General features: G+C 66.6%; 21 protein-coding genes. 8 read left to right on the plus strand and 13 right to left on the minus strand.

Annotation, left to right across the window (positions count from 1 at the left end; translation table 11 throughout):
• The first annotated feature begins 5 nt into the window (after nt 1-5).
• Complete coding sequence (locus tag BM436_RS07350; RefSeq protein WP_093554863.1) at nt 6-602, plus strand: hypothetical protein; 597 nt, start codon at nt 6-8, stop codon at nt 600-602.
• Nucleotides 603-683: 81 nt separating this feature from the next.
• On the opposite strand, the gene BM436_RS07355 is transcribed toward BM436_RS07350, so the two are convergent.
• The 4 genes from BM436_RS07355 to BM436_RS07370 form a co-directional block, all read right to left on the minus strand.
• The gene (locus tag BM436_RS07355) at nt 684-1,178 is read right to left on the minus strand and encodes a hypothetical protein (RefSeq protein ID WP_093554864.1); all 495 of its coding nucleotides are present in this window, start codon (nt 1,176-1,178) and stop codon (nt 684-686) included.
• Nucleotides 1,179-1,359: 181 nt separating this feature from the next.
• On the minus strand, nt 1,360-1,785 hold the full coding sequence (locus tag BM436_RS07360) for an NUDIX domain-containing protein (protein WP_093554865.1): 426 nt from the start codon (nt 1,783-1,785) through the stop codon (nt 1,360-1,362).
• Between the two features lie 16 nt (nt 1,786-1,801).
• Nucleotides 1,802-2,269, minus strand: coding sequence for a cyanophycin metabolism-associated DUF1854 family protein (locus BM436_RS07365; RefSeq protein WP_177307055.1), 468 nt, complete (start codon nt 2,267-2,269; stop codon nt 1,802-1,804).
• A 4-nt stretch (nt 2,270-2,273) separates the two neighbouring features.
• A complete protein-coding gene (locus BM436_RS07370; RefSeq protein WP_093554867.1) occupies nt 2,274-4,556 on the minus strand; it encodes a cyanophycin metabolism-associated ABC transporter in 2,283 nt (760 codons plus the stop codon).
• 240 nt (nt 4,557-4,796) lie between these two features.
• Here BM436_RS07370 and BM436_RS07375 point away from each other — a divergent pair, with 240 nt between their 5' ends.
• Both BM436_RS07375 and cphA read left to right on the plus strand, forming a co-directional pair.
• Nucleotides 4,797-6,965 carry a cyanophycin synthetase gene (locus BM436_RS07375; RefSeq protein WP_093554868.1) on the plus strand — a complete coding sequence of 723 codons (2,169 nt, stop codon included), beginning with the start codon at nt 4,797-4,799 and terminating at the stop codon, nt 6,963-6,965.
• Between the two features lie 69 nt (nt 6,966-7,034).
• On the plus strand, nt 7,035-9,605 hold the full coding sequence (gene cphA, locus BM436_RS07380) for a cyanophycin synthetase (RefSeq protein WP_093554869.1): 2,571 nt from the start codon (nt 7,035-7,037) through the stop codon (nt 9,603-9,605).
• Nucleotides 9,606-9,746: 141 nt separating this feature from the next.
• Here the strand turns inward: cphA and BM436_RS36980 are convergent, their stop codons facing one another.
• The 4 genes from BM436_RS36980 to BM436_RS07395 form a co-directional block, all read right to left on the minus strand.
• The gene (locus BM436_RS36980; protein WP_177307039.1) at nt 9,747-9,911 is read right to left on the minus strand and encodes a hypothetical protein; all 165 of its coding nucleotides are present in this window, start codon (nt 9,909-9,911) and stop codon (nt 9,747-9,749) included.
• A gap of 6 nt (nt 9,912-9,917) precedes the next feature.
• Nucleotides 9,918-10,232 (minus strand): YdhR family protein, encoded by a 315-nt coding sequence (locus tag BM436_RS07385; protein ID WP_093554870.1) that lies wholly within the window; start codon nt 10,230-10,232, stop codon nt 9,918-9,920.
• Nucleotides 10,233-10,307: 75 nt separating this feature from the next.
• On the minus strand, nt 10,308-10,778 hold the full coding sequence (locus BM436_RS07390) for an SRPBCC family protein (RefSeq protein WP_093554871.1): 471 nt from the start codon (nt 10,776-10,778) through the stop codon (nt 10,308-10,310).
• 279 nt (nt 10,779-11,057) lie between these two features.
• Nucleotides 11,058-11,432 carry a VHL beta domain-containing protein gene (locus tag BM436_RS07395; protein WP_093554872.1) on the minus strand — a complete coding sequence of 125 codons (375 nt, stop codon included), beginning with the start codon at nt 11,430-11,432 and terminating at the stop codon, nt 11,058-11,060.
• Between the two features lie 182 nt (nt 11,433-11,614).
• Between BM436_RS07395 and BM436_RS07400 the strand changes: the two genes are divergently transcribed.
• Nucleotides 11,615-11,974, plus strand: coding sequence for an MmcQ/YjbR family DNA-binding protein (locus tag BM436_RS07400; RefSeq protein WP_093554873.1), 360 nt, complete (start codon nt 11,615-11,617; stop codon nt 11,972-11,974).
• 2 nt (nt 11,975-11,976) lie between these two features.
• Nucleotides 11,977-12,258 (plus strand): KTSC domain-containing protein, encoded by a 282-nt coding sequence (locus BM436_RS07405; RefSeq protein WP_093554874.1) that lies wholly within the window; start codon nt 11,977-11,979, stop codon nt 12,256-12,258.
• On the opposite strand, the gene BM436_RS07410 is transcribed toward BM436_RS07405, so the two are convergent.
• The 5 genes from BM436_RS07410 to BM436_RS07430 form a co-directional block, all read right to left on the minus strand.
• Entirely contained in the window at nt 12,196-12,510 is a 315-nt protein-coding gene (locus BM436_RS07410) for a DUF1902 domain-containing protein (RefSeq protein ID WP_093554875.1), read from the minus strand. The genes BM436_RS07405 and BM436_RS07410 overlap by 63 nt on opposite strands.
• A 128-nt stretch (nt 12,511-12,638) precedes the next feature.
• The gene (locus tag BM436_RS07415) at nt 12,639-15,473 is read right to left on the minus strand and encodes a S8 family serine peptidase (RefSeq protein ID WP_093554876.1); all 2,835 of its coding nucleotides are present in this window, start codon (nt 15,471-15,473) and stop codon (nt 12,639-12,641) included.
• A gap of 21 nt (nt 15,474-15,494) precedes the next feature.
• Nucleotides 15,495-15,944, minus strand: coding sequence for a protease complex subunit PrcB family protein (locus BM436_RS07420; protein ID WP_093554877.1), 450 nt, complete (start codon nt 15,942-15,944; stop codon nt 15,495-15,497).
• Between the two features lie 25 nt (nt 15,945-15,969).
• On the minus strand, nt 15,970-16,539 hold the full coding sequence (locus BM436_RS07425) for a PEP-CTERM sorting domain-containing protein (RefSeq protein WP_143133004.1): 570 nt from the start codon (nt 16,537-16,539) through the stop codon (nt 15,970-15,972).
• Between the two features lie 168 nt (nt 16,540-16,707).
• Nucleotides 16,708-17,799: a LacI family DNA-binding transcriptional regulator gene (locus tag BM436_RS07430; RefSeq protein WP_093554879.1), complete on the minus strand. Its 1,092-nt coding sequence runs from the start codon at nt 17,797-17,799 to the stop codon at nt 16,708-16,710.
• Nucleotides 17,800-18,001: 202 nt separating this feature from the next.
• Here BM436_RS07430 and BM436_RS07435 point away from each other — a divergent pair, with 202 nt between their 5' ends.
• From BM436_RS07435 to BM436_RS07445, 3 genes are all read left to right on the plus strand, one after another.
• A complete protein-coding gene (locus tag BM436_RS07435) occupies nt 18,002-19,258 on the plus strand; it encodes an Hsp70 family protein (RefSeq protein WP_093554880.1) in 1,257 nt (418 codons plus the stop codon).
• Nucleotides 19,258-19,884 carry a 3'-5' exonuclease gene (locus tag BM436_RS07440; protein WP_093554881.1) on the plus strand — a complete coding sequence of 209 codons (627 nt, stop codon included), beginning with the start codon at nt 19,258-19,260 and terminating at the stop codon, nt 19,882-19,884. The genes BM436_RS07435 and BM436_RS07440 overlap by 1 nt, the downstream gene beginning before the upstream one ends.
• Nucleotides 19,885-20,072: 188 nt before the next feature.
• Complete coding sequence (locus BM436_RS07445) at nt 20,073-20,399, plus strand: hypothetical protein (RefSeq protein WP_229489540.1); 327 nt, start codon at nt 20,073-20,075, stop codon at nt 20,397-20,399.
• Nucleotides 20,400-20,413 lie beyond the last annotated feature (14 nt).

The raw sequence follows: 20,413 nt of genomic DNA on the forward strand, positions 1-20,413 counted from the left end.
ACACTATGTACGCAAAGAAGTTTAGAAGCATCGTCGCCGCCCTGGCCCTGGGCGCCGCCGCCAGCGGCGCCAGCGCCGCCGTCCTGACGTTCGACGGCATGGCCGACTTCGTCGTCTATGGCAACACCGGCTCGCTGCTGGCCGGCATGGGCTACAACGGCCAGAGCCTGAACTACCAGGAGTCGGGCTTCCAGTTGACGCTGCACGCGCCGGGCTCGGTGGCCGGCGACGCGCATATCGGCGACGGCACATTCGAGCCGCAGACCTACAACTGGCACGACGGCATGGAGAACGGCGACGGCACGTTCGCGACCCTGACCCGGGTGGGCGGCGGCCTGTTCAACCTGATCGGCTTCGACTATTACACGGACGCGAGCGCCGTGTCGGCCGACGGCAGCCTGGTCGGCTTGCTCGAAGGCGCGGGCACCTGGGGCACGGCGCTGAACGGCATCAGCGAGCTGCGTTTCGGCTCGGGCGCGTTCAACCAGCTCGACAACATCAACGTTGAGAACGCGAACGCCGCCGTTCCGCTGCCGGGCACCCTGTCCCTGCTGCTGGGCGGCCTGGCGGCCGGCGCCCTGGCGCGCCGCCGCCGGCGCTAAGCGTCGCCCGCGGCCGCGCGCCGCGCGCCGCGCAATGAAAAACGGAGGCCGCGCGCCTCCGTTTTTTTTGTCGGGTGCCGCTCAGCCGCGCTTGCGGTAGGGGCCGTAGGGCTCGTGCGGCGTGCGCCGGTATTTGCGCTTGCGGCTGAGGGGGTTGCGCGCGTACATCAGCACGCCGGTGAGGGTCGCGCTCAGGAAGCCCAACGCGGGCAGCCACCAGTCGCCGTCGAGGATCTCGGTTTCCTCCTCCAGGCCGTAGCGTTGCACGGCCGACAATTCGGCCGACAGGTCCTTGTCCGCGCGGGGCAGGTGGCCCTTGCCGTGGGTTTCGGTGGCCTGTATCTTCGCGAAGTTGTGGGGCGTGAGGTAGGCGCCGCCCAGGACGCCGGCGTTCATCGACTCGGCGGTGCCCTCCGAGGCGCGCCGCTCCAGCCAGTCGGCGCCGGCGGCGCGGTGTTCCTGCTCGGGCTGCGCCTCCGATGGCGCGGCGGGTGTGGCGTGGGCGGAAGCGGCCGTGAACAGTACCGCCGCCGCGCACGGCAGCAGATACGGGTAGTTACGGCGGGGTGTGGCCATGATGCTCTCCCTGGGTCAACATTATCAGCTCTGCAAGAATCATGCCTGGCAATGAATTATGATGACAAATCAGTGACTTGGAACTTGGATCGTAGTCGAGAGCGGGCCGACTGTAAAGAACGGCGACATTTCGTGATAATTGCAACAAGGAATTTGTTGCATCCGAACTACTGACCCGGGGTCACACCGGCGGCCGCGCGGACAGGGCGTGGCCCCAGTCCAGCACGGCGCGCACGCGCGGTCCCAGCAGGGCGCGCGCGGCCTCGTAGTCCAGCCAGCGGTACTCGTCGTGCTCGGGGAAGCCCAGTTCGGCGCTGACGCCCAGCGTCACGTCCAGTGTGGGGCTCAGGGCCAGGTAGTAGCGCGCCACCTTGCCGTCGCCGTAGGGCGCGGTTTCGGTGAATTCCTCGCCCCAGGGGAATTCGAGCCCCTCCAGCGAGGCCTCCTCGCGGATCTCGCGCTGCGCCGCCAGGAACGGCGACTCGCCGCGTTCGACCATGCCCTTGGGGAAGTCCCAGTACTGGAAGCAGCGCATCAGCAGGTAGCGGCGCCGGTCGCCGGCGCCATTGACGACGACGGCGCCGGCCGAGAGCGATTTCTGTTTCATGATGGGTTTTACGGCGCTACAGGAAACGGTCCAGTATCTTCTTGCTGTGCTTGTCCAGCTCGTACTGGTTGCGGATCAGGAAGTGGATGCCGTGGTTGTCCGACACCAGCAGCGATTCGCTGCCGATGCGGCGGATGTCCTCCTCGCCGCGCAGCACGAAGCTGGTCTTGCCGCGGTTGGTGTCCACCGCCCACGTGCAGGGCGTGGCGTAGCCGCTGACCTCCAGGATGCGGGCGATCTCCGGCATGAACTCGCGGCTTTGCAACTCCTCGCGCACCAGCGCGGCGGTGGCGTGGGCCAGCTGGTCCAGCCGGTCTATCCAGGCCACCTCCTTGCCGTCCGTGCTCACCAGGGAGATGCCCTCGTCGGGCGCCTGGATGGGGAAGGCGCGCACCGGCGCCACGTTCTCGTGCAGCGCGCCGTCGGCGCCGGTGAGGTTCAGGCGGCCGAAGCTGTCGCGGGCCAGCGTGAAGCTGTTCATCATCAAATCAGTCGTCATGTCGTTTTCCCGGAGTGTCGTCGAGGTCGGTGTCGACGTTGCGTGCCTGGGCCTGGTACAAGCGGTAGTACGCGCCTTCCCGGGCCATCAATTCCTCGTGTCCGCCTTCCTCGACCACGCGGCCGCGGTCGAGCACCACCAGCCGGTCGGCCTTTTGCAGCGTCGACAGGCGGTGGGCGATGGCGATGGTGGTGCGGCCGGTGACCAGGTTGTCCAGCGCCTTCTGGATCTCCTTCTCGGTCTCCGAGTCCACCGAGGCGGTGGCCTCGTCCAGGATCAGGATGGGCGGGTCGATCAGCAGCGCGCGGGCGATCGAGATGCGCTGGCGCTCGCCGCCGGACAGGCCCTGGCCGCGCTCGCCGACCATGGAGTCGTAGCCCTGCGGCAGGCGCAGGATGAATTCGTGCGCGTGCGCGGCGCGGGCGGCGGCCATGATCTGGGCGCGGGTCGCGTCCGGCTTGCCGTAGGCGATGTTCTCGGCGATGGTGCCGAAGAACAGGAAGGGTTCCTGCAGCACCAGGCCGATGTTGCGGCGGTAGTCCGACACGGCCAGCGCGCGGATGTCGACGCCGTCCAGCAGGATGGCGCCCTCGGTCACGTCGTAGAAGCGGCAGATCAGGTTGACCAGCGTGCTCTTGCCGGAACCGCTGTGGCCGACCAGGCCGACCATCTCGCCGGCCTTGATGTTGAGGTTGATGCCGCGGTTGACCGCCCGGTTGCCGTAGCGGAAGCCGACGTCGCGCAGCGCGATGTTGCCCTCGACCTTGGGCAGCTTGACCGGGCTGGCCGGCTCCGGCACGCTGGACACGTGGTCCAGGATGTCGAAGATGCGCTTGGCCGCCGAGGCCGATTTCTGCGTCACCGAGACGATGCGGCTCATCGAGTCCAGCCGGCCGTAGAAGCGGCTGCTGTAGGCCACGAAGGCGCTCAGCACGCCGACCGTGATGTGCGATTGCGACACCTGGTAGATGCCGAACACCCAGATCACCAACAGGCCCAGTTCCGTCAGGAAGGACACCGTGGGCGAGAACAGCGACCACACCTTGTTCAGCTTGTCGTTGACGGCCAGGTTGTGCCGGTTGGCGACGCGGAAGCGGTTGGCCTCGCGCGATTCCTGGGCGAAGGCCTTCACCACGCGAATGCCGGGGATGGTGTCGGCCAGCACGTTGGTGACCTCGCCCCAGACCCGGTCGATCTTCTCGAAGCCGGTGCGCAGGCGGTCGCGCACCAGGTGGATCAGCCAAGCGATGAAGGGCAGCGGCAGCAGCGTGATGGCGGCCAGCCAGGGGTCGATCGAGACCAGGATCACGCCGGTCATGATGATCATCAGCACGTCGGAGGCGAAGTCCAGCAGGTGCAGCGACAGGAACACGCAGATGCGGTCGGACTCGCTGCCGATGCGCGACATCAGGTCGCCGGTGCGCTTGCCGCCGAAGTATTCCAGCGACAGCTTGAGCAGGTGCTCGTAGGTGTTGGTGCGCAGGTCGGCGCCGATGCGCTCGGACACCAGGGCCAGCACATAGGTCTTGCCCCAGCCCAGTATCCAGGCCAGCACGGCCGAGCCCAGCAGGCCGGACATGTACATCGTCACCAGCGCCTTGTCGACCGGCTTGCCGTTCTGATAAGGGATCAGCACGTTGTCCATCAGCGGCATGGTGAGGTAGGGCGGGATCATGTGCGCGGCCGTGCTCAGCAGCATCAGCAGGAAGCCGGCCAGCAGCGGCCACTGGTAGGGCCGGGCGAAGCGCCACAGGCGGAACAGGGTCCAGGTGGACGGCGGCGTGTAGACCACCTTGGTGCAGATCGGGCACTCGTCCTGGTCCGGGGCCAAGGGCGCCTTGCAGCTGGGGCAGATGTGCTCCTCGTCGCTGACGACGGGCCGGCCGCTGACCGCGCTTTCGCGCAGCGCGGCGAACTTTTCGCTCAGGCGGATGGCCAGCAGATTCTGGCCCAGGGTGAAGCGCCAGTCCGCCAGGCGGCCTTTACTATTTACCAATTCCAGGTGGCCGACGCCCGCGTGGTCATGCAGTTTCAGCGTCAAATCCGCCTGGTAAGGCCAACTTTGCCATACCGTTTCCCCCGGTGCGCGTGCCATAATGCGGCGCTCGGTCAACAGGACGAGGCCTTTCGCGAAATGAAGTCTGGCGTCCAAGTCAACCTCAAGGGCATTTGAAACGTTTTCCCCAGAGGAAAGTTGTTGTTGCACCTCTGATCGCCACACCTCCGGCAGCTCGGTATGGCTAAGATCAGTGGAAAGTTGTTTTGTTATCATTGTGCAACAGACTCCAGTACGTACTTTGCCGCGTGGCAAGCGAAAGAAAACAGTGGGAAAATAGTGGCGCAGGCTCCCGGGCTTGAAGGCCCGGTTCGGATAGCGTCGAATGTTGGCCGCGTGAAGCTGTGTGCGGTTACCATTTACGGTATTCTGTCAGCTATTCATCATTTGACGAAATATAAGAAGAGGGCGGCCTGCTTTTGCGGGAGTATACCGCAAGAGGTACAGAGCAAAAACATGACAAAGAAGAAAGACATTGAATTTCTCCGTGTAACACACCTGCGCGGACCGAATATCTGGACTTACCGCCCGGTCATCGAAGCCTGGCTGGATATTGGCGAGCTTGAAAACTTCCCCTCTGACAAAATACCCGGTTTATACGAGCGCCTCACGGCGATCCTGCCCCATCTGATCGAACACCGCTGCGGAGTGGGCGAGCGCGGCGGCTTCAACGAGCGCCTGCGCGAAGGCACTTACGCCGGCCACATCCTCGAGCACGTGGTGCTGGAGCTGCAAAACCTGGCCGGCATGCGCACCGGCTTCGGCAAGACCCGCCAGACCTCCGACCACGGCGTGACCTACAAGATGGCCTTCCGCACCCGCCAGGAGCAGGTCGGCCGCGCCGCGCTGGCCGCCGGCCGCGAACTGCTGATGGCCGCCATCGAGGACCGTCCCTACGACCTGGCGCCCGTGGTGGCCAACCTGACCGACATGGTCGAGTCGCTGTGCCTGGGCCCGAGCACGGCCAACATCGTCGACGCCGCCACCGACCGCAAGATCCCGTCGATCCGCCTGACCGACGGCAACCTGGTGCAGCTGGGCCACGGCGCCCGGCAGCGCCGCATCTGGACCGCCGAGACCGACGCCACCAGCGCCATCGCCGAGGGCATCGCCTCCGACAAGGACCTGACCAAGAGCCTGCTGGCCTCGGCCGGCGTGCCGGTTCCGGAAGGCGAACTGGTGCGCAGCGCCGACGAGGCCTGGGAAGCGGCCGAGGACATCGGCGTGCCGGTGGTGGTCAAGCCCTACGACGGCAACCACGGCCGCGGCGTGACGCTGAACCTGGTCACCGAGGCCGACGTCAAGGCGGCCTACGAGCTGGCCGTGGTGCGCGGCGGCAGCAAGAACGTCATCGTCGAACGCTATGTGGCGGGCAACGAGCACCGCCTGCTGATCGTCGGCAAGCGCCTGATCGCGGCCGCCATGGGCGAGTCGCTGTGGGTGACCGGCGACGGCAAGCACGACATCCGCCAGCTGTGCGACCTGCAAATCAACACCGACCCGCGCCGCGGCACCACCGAGGACAAGCCGCTGGGCCTGGTCGAGCCGGACAAGTCGGGCGAGATCATCCTGGAGCTGGTGCGCCAGAACATGACGCACGAGACCGTGCCGCAGGCCGGCCAGCAAGTGCTGATCCAGCCGAACGGCAACGTGGCGGTGGACGTGACCGACCTGGTGCACCCGGACGTGGCCGAGATGGCCGCGCTGGCGGCGCGCGTGGTGGGCCTGGACATCGCCGGCATCGACCTGGTGGCCAGGGACATTTCCCGTCCGCTGGAGGAGCAGGGCGGCGCCGTGATCGAGGTGAACGCCAGCCCGGGCCTGCTGGCCCACCTGAAGCCGGGCGCCGGCGGCCAGCCGCGCGCCGTGGGCGCGGCCATCATCGACCAGCTGTTCGCGCACGACGACACCGGCCGCATTCCGGTGGTCGGCGTGGCCGGCCAGCGCCACAGCGCGCTGATCGCCAACCTGGTGGCCTGGATGCTGCAGGTGAGCGGCAAGTCCGTGGGCCTGAGCTGCGAGGAGGGCATCTACCTGAACGGGCGCAAGGTGCCGCGCGGCCCGCTGTCGGCCTGGGACTCGGGCCAGCGCCTGCTGCTGAACCGCAATGTCGAGGCGGCCGTGTTCCACAACGGCAGCCGCATGATCCTGGGCGAGGGCCTGGCCTACGACAAGTGCCTGGTGGGCATCGTCACCGACGTCGGCGGCCACGGGGAGCTCAAGGAGTTCTACATCGACGACGAGGACGACATGTACGGCGTGCTGCGCACCCAGGTCGACGTGGTGCTGCCGGAGGGCGCGGCCGTGCTGAACGCCAGCGTGCCGCTGGTGGTGGAGATGGCCGGCCTGAGCGACGGCGACGTGATCTTCTACGGCCTGGACGAGACGCTGCCGGCCATCGTCGAGCACCTGCAGGACGGCGAGCGCGCCGTGTTCATGCGCGCCAACGACGGCTTCGTGCTGGCGGCGGGCATCAACGAGGTGGCGATCCTGCCGCTGACGTGCGTGCCGGCCGGCCAGAAGGGCAACGAGGAGGCAGTGCTGGCCGCCATCGGCGCCGGCTGGGCGCTGGGCCTGGAACCCGGCCTGATCGCCGCCGCGCTGCGCACCTTTAAAGCGAACTGACAAGCGAACCGATTGAGCGGACCTAGTTCGCAATAATAATAAAAAACCACCCCAGACAGGACACAGGTAATGGAAGTTATTCGCATCCGCGCGCTGCGCGGGCCTAATCTTTGGAGCCACCACACGGCGGTCGAAGCCATCGTCTCCTGCACGCCCGAGGAAGAGAACATCGACCTGCTGCCGGGCTTCGAAGTGCGCCTGCGCGCCCGCTTCCCCGGCATCGCCGCGCTGCAGCCGATCGGCCACAACGACGCCGTGCCCATGCCGCACGTGCTGGAACTGGCGGCGCTGGGCCTGCAGGCCGAAGCCGGCTGCCCGGTGACGTTCAGCCGCACCAACCAGACCCTGGAAAGCGGCATCTACCAGATGGTGGTGGAATACACCGAAGAGGAAGTGGGCCGCCTGGCCGTGGAACTGGCCGAGCAACTGCTCAAGGCCGCGCTGGACGACACCCCGTTCGACCTCACCGCCGCGCTGGCCAGCCTGCGCGACCTGGACGAGGACGAGCGCCTGGGCCCGAGCACCGGCGCCATCGTGCAGGCCGCCGTGGTGCGCAACATCCCGTTCCGCCGCATGACCAAGGGCAGCATGGTGATGTTCGGCTGGGGCTCGCGCCAGCGCCGCATCCAGGCCGCCGAGATGGACAGCACCGGCGCCATCGCCGAAACCATCGCGCAGGACAAGGAACTGACCAAGAAACTGCTGGACGCGGCCGGCGTGCCGGTGCCGCACGGCCGCGCCGTGGACGACGCCGACGACGCCTGGAAGGCCGCCTGCGAGATCGGCGTGCCGGTGGTGGTGAAACCCAAGGACGGCAACCAGGGCAAGGGCGTGACGGTCAACGTCACCACCCGCGAACAGATCGGCAAGGCCTTCGCCGCCGCCCGTGAATTCCGCGACGACATCATGGTCGAGCGCTTCCTGCCGGGCCACGACTTCCGCCTGCTCGTCATCGGCAACAAGCTGGTGGCGGCCGCCCGCCGCGACCCGCCCCACGTGGTGGGCGACGGCGTGCACTCGGTGCGCGAACTGGTGGAGCTGGTGAACGCCGACCCGCGCCGCGGCAGCGGCCACGCCACCTCGCTGACCAAGATCCGCTTCGACGACATCGCCCTGGCGCGCCTGGCGCTGCAAGGCTACGAGGCCGACTCCGTGCCGCCCAACGGCCAGCGCGTCATCCTGCGCAACAACGCCAACCTGTCCACCGGCGGCAGCGCCACCGACGTGACCGACGACGTGCACCCCGAAGTGGCGGCGCGCGCGGTGGAGGCGGCGCAGATGATCGGCCTGGACATCTGCGGCGTGGACGTGGTGTGCGACAGCGTGCTGCGTCCCATCGAGGAGCAGGGCGGCGGCGTGGTGGAGGTGAACGCCGCGCCGGGCCTGCGCATGCACCTGTCGCCGTCGTACGGCAAGGGCCGCCCGGTGGGCGAGGCCATCATGTCGGCCATGTTCCCCGAGGGCGACGACGGCCGCATTCCCGTGGTGGCGGTGACCGGCACCAACGGCAAGACCACCACCGTGCGCCTGATCGCGCACCTGATGGCCGCCAGCGGCCTGCGGGTGGGCATGACCAACACCGACGGCGTCTACATCAACGGCCGCCGCACCGACAGCGGCGACTGCTCCGGTCCGCGCAGCGCGCGCAACGTGCTGCAGCACCCGGACGTGGACGCGGCCGTGTTCGAGACCGCGCGCGGCGGCGTGCTGCGCGAGGGCCTGGCCTTCGACCGCTGCAAGGTCGCGGTGGTGACCAACATCGGCGCGGGCGACCACCTGGGCCTGAATTACATCACCACGGTGGAAGACCTGGCCGTGCTGAAGCGCGTGATCGTGCAGAACGTGGACAAGAACGGCGTCGCCGTGCTGAACGCGATGGACCCCATCGTGGCCGGCATGGCCGCCACCTGCCGCGGCAAGGTGACCTTCTTCGGCGCCGACCGCGAGCACCCGATCATCGCCACCCACATCGCCCAGGGCCGCCGCACCGTGTACGTGCAGGACGGCCAGGTGATCGCGCTGGAAGGCAAGAAGGAAGAGGCGATCGCGCTGGCCGAGGTGCCCATCACCCGCAATGGCGCCATCGGCTTCCAGGTCGAGAACGTGATGGCGGCGGTGGCCGCCGCCTGGGGCGCTGGCATCTCGTGGGACGCGATCCGCCAAGGCCTGGCGACCTTCGCCAACGACAGCGACAACGCGCCGGGCCGCTTCAACATGTTCAACTACAAGGGCGCCACCGTGATCGCCGACTACGGCCACAACCCGGACGCCATGCTGGCGCTGGTGCAAGCGGTGGACGCGCTGCCGGCCAAGCGCCGCTCGGTGGTGATCAGCGGCGCCGGCGACCGCCGCGACGAGGACATCCGCCAGCAGACCGAAATCCTCGGCAAGGCCTTCGACGACGTGCTGCTGTACCAGGACCAGTGCCAGCGCGGCCGCGCCGACGGCGAAGTGGTGGCGCTGCTGCGCGAAGGCCTGAACGGCGCCCCGCGCACCAGCTATGTGGACCAGATCAACGGCGAGTTCATCGCCATCGACACCGCGCTGGCGCGCCTGGGGGAAGGGGACTTGTGCCTGATCCTGGTGGACCAGGTGGAGGAATCGCTGGCGCACATCGCCAAGCGGGTGGCGGAAGCCTGAGCCTCGCGTGGATGAACATAAAAAAACCGCTTCGGCGGTTTTTTCATTTCCGGGCCTTTCTCGCGCGCACGACGGCGAGCGCCACGCCAAGCACCGCGCCGATGAGCGCCCCGGCCGGCATGGTGATCATGGTGAAAAAACTCATCGCGGCGGCGGCCGTCTGGTCGCCGCCAGCGCGACATAGGCTTGCGCCAGGCCGAACAGGCCGAAGAAGCCGAAGAAGCCGAAGAAGCCGACCAGCGCGCCCAGAATCATGCCGACCAGGCCGGCGACGGCTATCCGCAGGCATGTGAGAAGTATGGTCATGTTGGCCTATCCGTCGCTCAGGATTTTCTGAGCCACATTATCGACCATCACGGGACTCTCGAAGTAGGTCACCGTCGCATCCGTGTTGTATTTCTCGCGCACGAACTCGCGCCAGGAGTCCGTGTACATCGCCTCGGCCTCCGCCCTCGAATTCCAAAGGTAGACGCCACCCACCGTGGCGCCGTCTTCGGAGAGCACGTAGATCTTCTGGAACAAACCCGGCACGTCCCGGTACTTGGGCGCCGTGCTCAGGAAGATGGCGCGCGCCTCCTCGCGTGTGATCGGCTTGGGCAGGGTGAATGACGTGAAGGCGGTAATCATCGGGATCTCCTGTGTGCGGTGTGGTAGTTGGGTGGCCGGCGCCGCGGGCGGCCGGCATGTTTGGCGCGGCAATCGTCAATCGCGTTTCGTCCCGGCTTCGACGAACGCCGCCAGTTTCGCCAGCGACTCGCGCCAGCCAAGCTCGTTGTCGGCGGGGGACAGCCCCGGCGGCAGGCCGTCGTGCACGGCGAGAATGTCGGTGCCGCCATCCGCGTCGGCCAGCGTGGTCGTGATGGTCATCTCGCCGCGCAAGGCGGGATCGGTCGTTTCGAACTCGAGCACCTCGACCACCCGTTCATTCGGCACCAGCGTCACGAAGCGGCCGTGGTAAGTGTCTGTTTGGGCGCTGGTCTTGCCGGTCTCCGTGGGCTGTTGGTATGTGAGTGATACGCGAAACAAGCCGCCCTCGTGTGGCTCGAATATGTGCACTCGGCAGGTCATGCCGCTGGGCACCCGCCAAACCGCGATCGCGTCCGCGTCGAGCAGTGCGCGATAAACGGATTCCCGAGGGGCGTTCACATGCTGGCTGATGCGTGTCGAATTCATTGCGGCGGCTCCGGACGTAAGCTGGCTGTCATCGGTGAAAACGCGCCCGCATTATCTTCCACGAAATTCGCGAGCTGTACAAAGTCTTCCATTGTCGATAATTCCCTGCGCGGTGTCGACGACGACCACCGTTTGCGCTTCCAACGGGAGCCGAAATACGTCGCCGGACACGGCTCCCAAACATTCGTAGGAATATGCGGTCGCTTGATCAAGCATTTGGTCATCCCAGGATTGATTCCACAGGCGTATACGCTCTTGCTCGTCCAAAGCGAGCCCCTCTTATGTTTTTTTTGCGCTAGGCGCAACTATGTATGCAACCCGTGGCTGGGCGTCCGCGAAGAAAATATTCCAAACATTGTCTCTGCCGTCTGTGACGAGCCAAGGATGAGTCAGGTAAGTTTGCTGGCTGTAGGATTTGTCGGCTTCAAGAATCATGTAAAGGACGCGACGCCCAGAAAAATCAAGCCAGTAGATTTTTACGTCTTGCCCGCTCTTGTTGACAAAAGTGATCTGGGCCGTTGTTTCACTCGAGATTGATTTTACGGTTCCGTTTTGATTTGCATCCGTCCTCTGAGGTACGACCGCTGTGGCGCAACCGGTTAGAAATATTGCAGCCAACAATCCTGGCCCGAATTTACACAGATTGGCAAACATCGGCTCTCCTTAATGTCTTACGTTGAAAATCGCCGGCTAATTCACAGTATGCAGCCTAATTCCGCATTTGATCAAGACTCCCGCGGACGAGGGCTGCAAGGTTAAGATGGCGGTGGCGATACGCAACATGGTTAAATTGGTAAGCAAATCGGCGAGTAAACGGAAGAACATAGCGAAAGAACATGGATACAGAACAGCTCAAAGCCCATTGCGCCAGCCGGCCCGGCGCCGCCCAAGTCCTGCACGGCGCGCCCAGCAACATCCTGGTCTACAAAGTGGGCGACAAGACCTTCGCCTACTTCAAAACCAGCGAGCCCGAACAGTGGCGCTTCAGCGTGCGCGTCACGCCCGACCGTTTCCTCGAGCTGACCGACATGCCTGGCGTGAAGCCCGCCCGCTACATGGGGCGGTATCATTGGATCACCATCGTGGACGTGCGCACCTTCCCGGAGGACTATCTGCTGGAACTGGTGCGCGGCTCGCACGAGCGCGCGCTCGCGTCGCTGAGCAAAGCCAAACGCAAGGAACTAACGGGGAGCTAACCATGGAAATGAAACGCGTCAATGCCGGCAAGCTGCGGGCCATTGGGTATGACAGCCGCGAACGCCTGCTGCGCGTCGAACTCGACGACGGCAGCGCCATCGAGTATTCCGGCGTCGGCGACGAGGTGTGGCGCAAGCTGTCCACCTCGGGCGCGGCGTGGAGCTATTACCGCGACAATATCGAAGAGGAGTTCACCGGCCGCCGCGCCGCCCCGCGTTCCTCATCCACAGCGCGGGACGCGCTCAACGACTTGTTCAAACTTCCCGGCGACGAAGCTGGCTGACAGGGAAATCGGAGATTGCGCCAGGGTACAGAATGGCCCCGCCTCGGTGACCAACTCGTAATGCGCCTCCACGAGCTCGTCGACCACCAGGGCGTTGGCCAGCAGCAGTTCCGGCACCAGCGTCGCCAGTTTCGCGTGCAGCTGGTCCAGCGTATCGGCCTTGGCCGTCAGTCCGGGCAGGTCGTCGCTTTCCGCGATCCATACGGAAGTGTCGTCGTCCCAGTTGGCGTAAATCTTGTGGATGGTTTGCATGGTTGTCTCCTGCCTGCGCGAATTCACTGCTGTTCGGATCGATGATTCTGGCAGGCAATAGATCCGGAGACTTTGCTTAAACGCAAAGAGGGGTGACGGGGCGGCGGCTTCCCGCCGCCCCGGGGGACTTATTTGAAGCGGATGTTGTCCATGATGCCGTTGGTGTCGTAGATGCCGTCGCCGCGGTCGCGCACGCGCAGGCGGTAGGTGCCGGCGCCCGGCGTCACGGGGACCTTCCTGGACACGATGTGGCGCCAGCCGGTCCAGCCCACCGTGCTGTCGCCGCCGGGGAAATCGATGCCGCCGATCAGCGAGAAGGCCGAGCCGTCCACCGTCTCCAGCACCAGCTCATGCTCGGCGCCGTTCGGCGCCTCCAGCGTCACCCGGAAGTCGTCGTTGTAGCCGCGGTTCACCCATTCCGGGAATTCCTCGGTGATCATCGCGTAGCTGAACGAGATCGACAGTTCGGTGGCGTCCGGCTGCACGGTGAACTCCTGGTACAGGTCGGACGTGGCCACCGCCGCGTCCGGACCGGTGGAGACCATGCCCATGCGCAGGTCCTTGGTCGGGTTGATGGGGCCGAGCCTGGTCACCACGCTGCCGGTGCCGCTGGTCTTCCAGCCGGACAGGTCGTTCTCAAAGCTGCCATTGAACACGGCGTCGAACGCGTCCACGCGGGGGCCGACCTGCTGGCCCGGCAGCGGCACGGCCGTGCGCAGCAGACGGTCCTCCACCTGGGCGCGGGTCCAGCCCGGATTGTTGGCCCAGACCAGCGCGGCCACGCCCGCCACCAGCGGCGCGGCCATCGAGGTGCCGGTCTTGGTGCCGTAGCCGGACGCGTCGGAGAAGGCCGGCACGGTGGACAGGATGCCGGTGCCCGGCGCGGCGATGTCGACCTGCGCGCCGTAGTTGCTGCCGAAGGTGGGGTGGGTGTAGCGCACGTCGGCCGAGGTGGTGTTGCCGACGCAGAGCACGCCCGCGTAGGCGCAGGGCAGGTAGGTGCTGGAGGTGTTGGCGTTGCCCGACGCCGCCACCACCATCACGCCGCCGGCCACCGCCGCGTTCACGGCCTGCTGGCGCGCGGTTTGCCAGCCGAAGAAGTTCATGATGCTTTCCAGCGTGCTGACCGGGCCGCCCAGGCTCATGTTGACGATGCGCGCCTTGCTGGCCGCCTCCAGGATGCCGGAGGTCACGGCGCTGTCCGGGCAGCCGCCCAGCGCGCCCACCCCGGGCACGCCGGCCTTGCCGCCGCAGACCTTGATGGCCAGGATCTTGGCGTCCCACGCCATGCCGGCGATGCCGATGCCGTTGTGGCCCTTGGCCGCGACGATGCCCGCCACGTGGGTGCCGTGGCTATGGTCGTCCTGCGGGTCGTTGTCGCCGTTGATGTAGTCCTTGCCTTTGACGACGCGGCCGGCCAGGTCCGGGTGGTTGTAGTCGACGCCGGTGTCCAGCACCGCCACCACCATGTTCTTGCCGCGCGCGATCAGCCACGCCTCGTCGGCGCGCACCAGGCCGGGCGCGTAGGTGGACGCGTAGCTCGGGTCGTTCGGCGTGAATTCGCCCGGCATGGAGACGCCGTTCGGGCCCGCCACGGCCACCAGCGGCTGCTGTTGCAGCGTGTCGATCGCCGCCTGCACGCCGGCCACGCCGTTGCAGGCGATACCGACCTGGTAGGCGTTCAGTTGCGGCTCCACGCCCAGCACCTGGCCGTTCACCAGCGCGACGGTCGCGTTCACGCCGGCCAGCGTGGCCTCGGGCTTGAACTGCACGATCACCTGGTCGCATTGCAGCATGGCGCCCGTGTCCGGATCGGTCACCGTGGCGGCCGGGTTCACCGGCGCGAAGCCGATCGGGAAGGGCAGCGATGGTATCGCCAGCGTGCCGGAGGCGACCTCGCCGCCGCCGGCCAGCGTGGCCAGCGCCTTGAAGTAGCGCAGGCTGCCGGCCGCGCCGGCCGTCAGCGTGGCGCGGTTGCTGAACACGGAGTCGCCGGCCGCGATGTCCGGATCGGCGCCGTCGTCGCGCATGGCGCCCTGTTCCCGCACGGGGTTGCCATCGGCGTTCACCTCGACCAGGCGGACGGCGGGCGCCGCGCCCGCGCCCAGCGTGTAACTGGCGCCGAAGGTCAGCGCCGCGCTGGAGCCGGTCTGCAGGCCGCCGGGATAGACGTTCAGCGTGAGCAGGCCCGCGCCGTTGGCGGGCAGTACGCGCACCAGCATGGTGTCGCTGGCCTGGTCGCTGGCGCCGCCGGCGGTCAGCGTGCCGCTCAGCTTCACCGTGTAGTCGCCCGCCTCGTTGGCGGTGAACTGGTCCTGCACCAGGAAAGTCTGGCTGCTCTGGTTGGTGGTGTAGCCGCCGGGACTGAGGTCGGTGACCAGGCCCAGGCCGGTGGCCGGTGTGATCTCGTGCGATGCCTGCACGGACGCGGCGCCGCCGCCCTGGTGGCCCACCTGCAGGGTGTAGGCGGCCGATACGGACTGGCCCTGCACCATGGTGATGGTTTTCTGGCCGGCCTGGATCTGCAGGTCCAGCGACGGCAGCACCTGCAGCGGCAGCGTGGACGATTGCGCGCGTTTCAGCACGCCGGTGTAGGCGGCGGTGGCGCGGAAGTCCAGCTGGCCGACGCCGGTGCCGGCGATCGGCAGCACCGCCGTGAACAGGTTGTCGTTGGCCACGGCGTCGCCGTTGCTGCCGTCGTCGCGCATCGTGGCCACCTGGGCGAACACGCCGTTGGTGTTGCGCAGCAGCCGCACGCTGGAGCGGTTCAGCGCGGGGTCGGGCTGCAGCTTGGCGACGAAGGTCACGCTGGCGGCCGTGTTGGCGAACAGCGTGTTGGGCGTGGCGGCCAGGCTGTCGAATTCGGCCGCGCGGGCGCTGGTGGCCAGGCTTGCCGCTGAAAAGGCGAACAGGCCCCCCAGCAGCGCGGCCAGCATGGGCCGCGTCTGTCTTGTGTGCTTCATGGTTTTTCCTCGTTTAGTGTGTCAGCGGCAGTCGCCCTTGCCGGTGACTGCGTCGACAATGTTCCAGTGCGGCGGTGCCAGCAGCTTGGGCACCAGGCGGTTGTCATGGGGCGCGGTGATTTCCGTCAGCTGCGCCGCGTTGGCGGGCGGACGGCACTGCAGCAGGCGCACGCGCGCGCCCTGTGCCGTCATCTCCACCGGACCGATATGAACGGAATAGCCCCCGCTGGGCTGCGTCCCCATGAACGCGACCAGCAGGTCGTACTGCTTGAAATCGATGTGGGGCGCCGGCCGCCCCGGCGCGTAGCGCGCCCAGAACGCCTGCCATTGCGCCTGGTTGCGGATGTGCAGGCGCTCGGGGCCCGCCGTCAACTCCACCAGGCGGGGCTCGATGGCCTGCAGCGGCACGCCGTCCGCCATGGCGGAGGCGCTCGCCGCCGCCAGCAGCATCAGGGCGTATGTTTTCGGCATGGCGATCGCGGATGGAACGGCCGTGTCAGCCGTTCCGGCGACCACGGCGCGCGGCCAGGGCCGACAGCCCGCCCAGCATCAGCAGCGCCAGGGTGCCCGGTTCGGGCACGGCGCCGCCGGACTGGATGTCCAGGTCGTCCAGTGTGAAGCCCAGGCCCTGCGCGCCGGTGATGGAGAGGAAGGCCAGGCCGTTGGCCGAGTGCGATATCAGCGTGCTGGCCCCCAGGTTGGAGTCGGTGGCGGTGGCGATCGAGAACAACAGGTTGTGCAGCGCGTCGTAGCCGGAGAAGGTGAGGCCTTCGAGGTGGGTGAAATAGCCGGAGAAGCCGGTGGCTGGCGCGTCGAGCGCGATATCCAGCGTGCCGGACAGCGCGCCCAGCACGTTGACGCCGGAGCGGGGCGGGAAATCGAACTCGTTCAGCGACACGCCCGCCGTCAGGATCACGCCGCCGGCGAAGGTCAGGCCGGCCACCTCGTTGGTCAGCGGCGTGTTGTCGGTGTAGGCCTCGAAATCGATGGGCGTGGCCGCCGCCTGGGTCATTTGCAGGCCCGCGAACAACGCGCAAGCCAGTACTCGTTTGAAAGCTCGGATCACGGCACCACTCCTTAGTCATGTAGTTGGACAAAAGTGCTAAAAGCACAATGTGCGCAAGAATACATTGAGAAATGGCAAACAAATTCACGGATTGTCACATGGCGCGACAATCCGTTTACATTGTGGTTTTTTGGTAAACGTTAAAATTTACACAAAGAATTGACTGTTTCAGGCCGCCAAGAAAACATTGGGCGGCGGCAGCAGGCGGGCGGTCGAGCCCTCGATGAACAGGGCGGAAAACATGCGCTTTTCAGCCTCGCCCTCGCGGCTGTCCATCAGCTTGGTGAGCAGTTCGGCCGCCGCCATGGCCATTTTCTGGATGGGCTGGCGCAGCGTGGTGAGGTTGTAGCTGAGCCAGCTGGACGGCTCGACCGCGTCGAAGCCCGCCACGGACATTTGCTCCGGCACGGCCAGCCCCAGTTCATGGCGCGCGCAATCGAGACAGCCGATGGCCATGATGTCGCTGCCGCACAGGACGACGTCCGGCGTCCGCCCCAGGTGGCCGATGATTTCGCGCAGGCCGCGCGCGCCGCTGGCGTAGTCGTACTGTCCGCGCGCGATGACCGGCGCGGGCAGGCCCAGCTCGGCCAGCTTGTCGCTGGCGCCGCGGCGGCGCGCGCTGGGCGCCGCGTTGTTCTCCACGCCGTCGATGATGCCGAAGCTGCGGTGGCCCGCCGCCGCCAGCCGCGCGGCCAGCGTGTGGCCCGCCTCGTACTGGTCGCAGGCCACGGTGTTGACCACCTGGCCGCGCACGCGGCGGTTGAACACCACCAGCGGCATGCGGCGCCGTTCGAACTCGGCGATCTGGGCGTCGGTCAGCGTGGTCACGGCGATCACGCCGTCCACCTGGTATTGCCACACCTCGGACAGCGCGCGCTCGGCGTCGGCCTCGTCCTGCAGGGTGAACAGCAGCAGGCGCTTGCCGTGGCGGCCCATCTGCTGGCTCAGCTCGGACAGCGCCTCCGGGTGGCACAGGTTGGCGACGTGGGAGATGATGACGGCCACCACGTTGGTGCGCCGGGTGATCAGGCTGCGCGCGGCCGCGTTGGGGATGTAGTCCAGGCCCGCCGCCGCCTTCATCACGCGCGCGTAGGTGGCCTTGGACACGCTGGCGCCCGGCTTGAAGCAGCGCGACACCGCCGATTGCGACACGCCGGCCACCAGCGCCACGTCGTAGGACGTGACGCGCCGGTTCTCACGCAGGATGGCGGCCTTGTGCTCGGCGATGCCGGGTGCGGGCGCGGTTTTGCTTGTACTCATCTTTTTCTGTCAGCCGTGCACGCATGCATGATAATAGTTGCCCATGAGAATATAGCATTGACTTACCTAAAGGCAATAGTTTGCCCTCATTCACTACGAAAATGTAGTGGAATTCGCGCAGCCGGGCTAGTAATTGGGCGACCAGCCAACACAGCTGCAAATCTGATAAAATACCGCCCCTTTGAGTGACTGGAAAATAGAGATGGCCATAGCCTGCGGAGTCGATTTTGGCACCTCCAATTCCACGGTGGGCTGGGCGCGTCCCGGCCACCCCACCATGCTGGCGCTGGAGGACGGCAAGCCGACCTTGCCGTCGGTGGTGTTCTTCAACGCCGACGACGACGAGGTGAGCTACGGCCGCGCCGCGCTGGGCGAGTACCTGGCCGGCTACGAGGGCCGGCTGATGCGGTCCATGAAAAGCCTGCTGGGCACCAGCCTGATCGACGGCCAGACCGAGGTCGGCGGCCGCGCGCTGCCGTTCCGCATGCTGCTGGCCCACTTCATCGGCGAGGTCAAGCGCCGCGCCGAGCAGCAGGCCGGGCGCCAGTTCACCTCCGCCGTGTTCGGCCGGCCCGTGTACTTCATCGACGACAACCCCGTCAACGACCAGCAGGCCGAGGACACGCTGGCCGAGGTGGCGCGCTCGGTGGGCTTCAAGGACATCGCCTTCCAGTTCGAGCCCATCGCCGCCGCCTTCGACTACGAGTCCCAGATCGCCCGCGAGGAACTGGTGCTGATCGCCGACATCGGCGGCGGCACGTCCGACTTCTCGCTGGTGCGCCTGTCGCCCGAGCGCGCGAAAAAGGCCGAGCGCCGCGACGACATCCTGGCCACCGGCGGCGTGCACATCGGCGGCACCGACTTCGACAAATACCTGAGCCTGTCGGCGGTGATGCCGCTGCTGGGCTACGGCAGCCAGCTCAACAACGGCAGCGAAATCCCGTCCAGCTACTTCTTCAACCTGGCCACGTGGCACACCATCAACCAGGCCTACACCAAGAAGATGTGGACCCAGCTGAGCGAACTGGCGCGCGACGCGCGCGAACAGGAAAAGCTGGGCCGCCTGCAAAAGCTGATCGACCAGCGCGCCGGCCACTGGCTGGCCATGAAGGTGGAGGAGGGCAAGATCGCGCTGTCCGGCGATGAAACCGTGCGGCTGGAGCTGGACCGCCTGACGCCGGCGGCCACGCTGGAACTGCGGCGCGGCGAGTTCGACGCGGCCATCGGCCACCTGGTGGGCTCGGTCGAGCAGACCGTGTTCAAGCTGCTGAAGGAGGCCGGCGTCGCGCCGGAGCGGGTGGACACGGTGTTCTTCACCGGCGGCTCCAGCGGCGTGCAATCGCTGCGCGAGCGGATCGCGGCCGTGGTGCCGTCGGCGCGCAAGGTCGAGGGCGACCTGTTCGGCAGCATCGGCGCCGGCCTGGCGCTGGACGCGGTGCGCAAGTTCGGAGGCGCGTGATGCGTGTCTACAGCAAACCCATCGTGATGATCGACTTCGAGACCACCGGGCTGTCGCCGGACATGGGCGACCGCATCACCGAGGTCGCCGCGCTGCGCATCGCCGAGGGACGCATCGTCGAGCGCTATGTCTCGCTGATCAACTGCAAGGTGCGCATTCCTTCCTTCATCACCGGGCTGACGGGCATCACGCAGCAGATGGTGGACGGCGCGCCGCCGGTGGCCGAGGTGGTGCCGCGGCTGCTGGAGTTCATCGGCGCCGACGCGCTGGCCGCCCACAACGCCAGCTTCGACGAGAAGTTCCTGCGCGCCGAGAGCGCGCGGCTGGGCATGGCCTCCGCGCACCAGGGCACCGTGTGCTCGCTCAAGCTGTCGCGCCGCGTGTTCCCGCAACTGGGCAGCTACAAGCTGGGCACGCTGTCCGGCCAGCTGGGCATCAAGTTCAAGAGCGCGGCCCACCGGGCCGAGTCGGACGCGGAAGTGGCGGCGGAAGTGCTGCTGCACATCGGCCGCCACCTGGGATCCACCTACGGCATGAACGAGGTGGACCCGGCGCTGCTGCTGTCCGTGAACAAGCTGGCCGCCGCCAAGGTGCACCAGTTCCTGCTGAAACAGACCGCGGCGTAAAACCGGGGACAGACCCGCGTTCCGCGCCTCCTGCCTTTGCGATAGCGCCTGGCGCGGAGGGTCTGTCCCCAGCGGCCGCGGCAATGCGATACAAAAAAGGGCTGGTGAAATTCGCGGATCGCTTTACAATACCGCCAATGTTATAAGAACCTGGTGCCGTGAGACTGAAACGTAATATCGTATATGGCTTGCTTTCGCTTCTGCTGGTGTTGTCCCAGCAGATGGGGATCACGCACGCGGTATCGCACCTCTCCGACATCCGCAACGGCGGCGGCCAGCAACAGCGCCAGCAGCTCCAGGATCGCGACACCAGCGCCTCCAGGACCCTGGCGCTGGACCAGAACTGCGAACAGTGCCTGGCCTTCGCGCAGATCGCCGCCGCGCTCGACACGCCTTCCTACACCTTCCCGGTCGCCAGCCACGCCGCGCCGGTCTCCGTCGTCACGGACACGCCGCTGGCCTGCCAGCGCACCGTGTGCGTCTTCCAGTCCCGCGCTCCCCCGCAATTCGCCTGATCCATTGAACCGAA

It is taken from the genome of Pseudoduganella namucuonensis (assembly GCF_900116645.1).
GTDB classification, from domain to species: Bacteria; Pseudomonadota; Gammaproteobacteria; order Burkholderiales; family Burkholderiaceae_D; genus Rugamonas; species Rugamonas namucuonensis.

Coding starts and splice junctions, on each gene's coding strand:
- BM436_RS07350 (WP_093554863.1), top strand. CDS start 6: ATGTACGCAAAGAAGTTTAGAAGCATCGTCGCCGCCCTGGCCCTGGGC.
- BM436_RS07355 (WP_093554864.1), bottom strand. CDS start 1,178: ATGGCCACACCCCGCCGTAACTACCCGTATCTGCTGCCGTGCGCGGCG.
- BM436_RS07360 (WP_093554865.1), bottom strand. CDS start 1,785: ATGAAACAGAAATCGCTCTCGGCCGGCGCCGTCGTCGTCAATGGCGCC.
- BM436_RS07365 (WP_177307055.1), bottom strand. CDS start 2,269: ATGATGAACAGCTTCACGCTGGCCCGCGACAGCTTCGGCCGCCTGAAC.
- BM436_RS07370 (WP_093554867.1), bottom strand. CDS start 4,556: ATGATAACAAAACAACTTTCCACTGATCTTAGCCATACCGAGCTGCCG.
- BM436_RS07375 (WP_093554868.1), top strand. CDS start 4,797: ATGACAAAGAAGAAAGACATTGAATTTCTCCGTGTAACACACCTGCGC.
- cphA (WP_093554869.1), top strand. CDS start 7,035: ATGGAAGTTATTCGCATCCGCGCGCTGCGCGGGCCTAATCTTTGGAGC.
- BM436_RS36980 (WP_177307039.1), bottom strand. CDS start 9,911: ATGACCATACTTCTCACATGCCTGCGGATAGCCGTCGCCGGCCTGGTC.
- BM436_RS07385 (WP_093554870.1), bottom strand. CDS start 10,232: ATGATTACCGCCTTCACGTCATTCACCCTGCCCAAGCCGATCACACGC.
- BM436_RS07390 (WP_093554871.1), bottom strand. CDS start 10,778: ATGAATTCGACACGCATCAGCCAGCATGTGAACGCCCCTCGGGAATCC.
- BM436_RS07395 (WP_093554872.1), bottom strand. CDS start 11,432: ATGTTTGCCAATCTGTGTAAATTCGGGCCAGGATTGTTGGCTGCAATA.
- BM436_RS07400 (WP_093554873.1), top strand. CDS start 11,615: ATGGATACAGAACAGCTCAAAGCCCATTGCGCCAGCCGGCCCGGCGCC.
- BM436_RS07405 (WP_093554874.1), top strand. CDS start 11,977: ATGGAAATGAAACGCGTCAATGCCGGCAAGCTGCGGGCCATTGGGTAT.
- BM436_RS07410 (WP_093554875.1), bottom strand. CDS start 12,510: ATGCAAACCATCCACAAGATTTACGCCAACTGGGACGACGACACTTCC.
- BM436_RS07415 (WP_093554876.1), bottom strand. CDS start 15,473: ATGAAGCACACAAGACAGACGCGGCCCATGCTGGCCGCGCTGCTGGGG.
- BM436_RS07420 (WP_093554877.1), bottom strand. CDS start 15,944: ATGCCGAAAACATACGCCCTGATGCTGCTGGCGGCGGCGAGCGCCTCC.
- BM436_RS07430 (WP_093554879.1), bottom strand. CDS start 17,799: ATGAGTACAAGCAAAACCGCGCCCGCACCCGGCATCGCCGAGCACAAG.
- BM436_RS07435 (WP_093554880.1), top strand. CDS start 18,002: ATGGCCATAGCCTGCGGAGTCGATTTTGGCACCTCCAATTCCACGGTG.
- BM436_RS07440 (WP_093554881.1), top strand. CDS start 19,258: ATGCGTGTCTACAGCAAACCCATCGTGATGATCGACTTCGAGACCACC.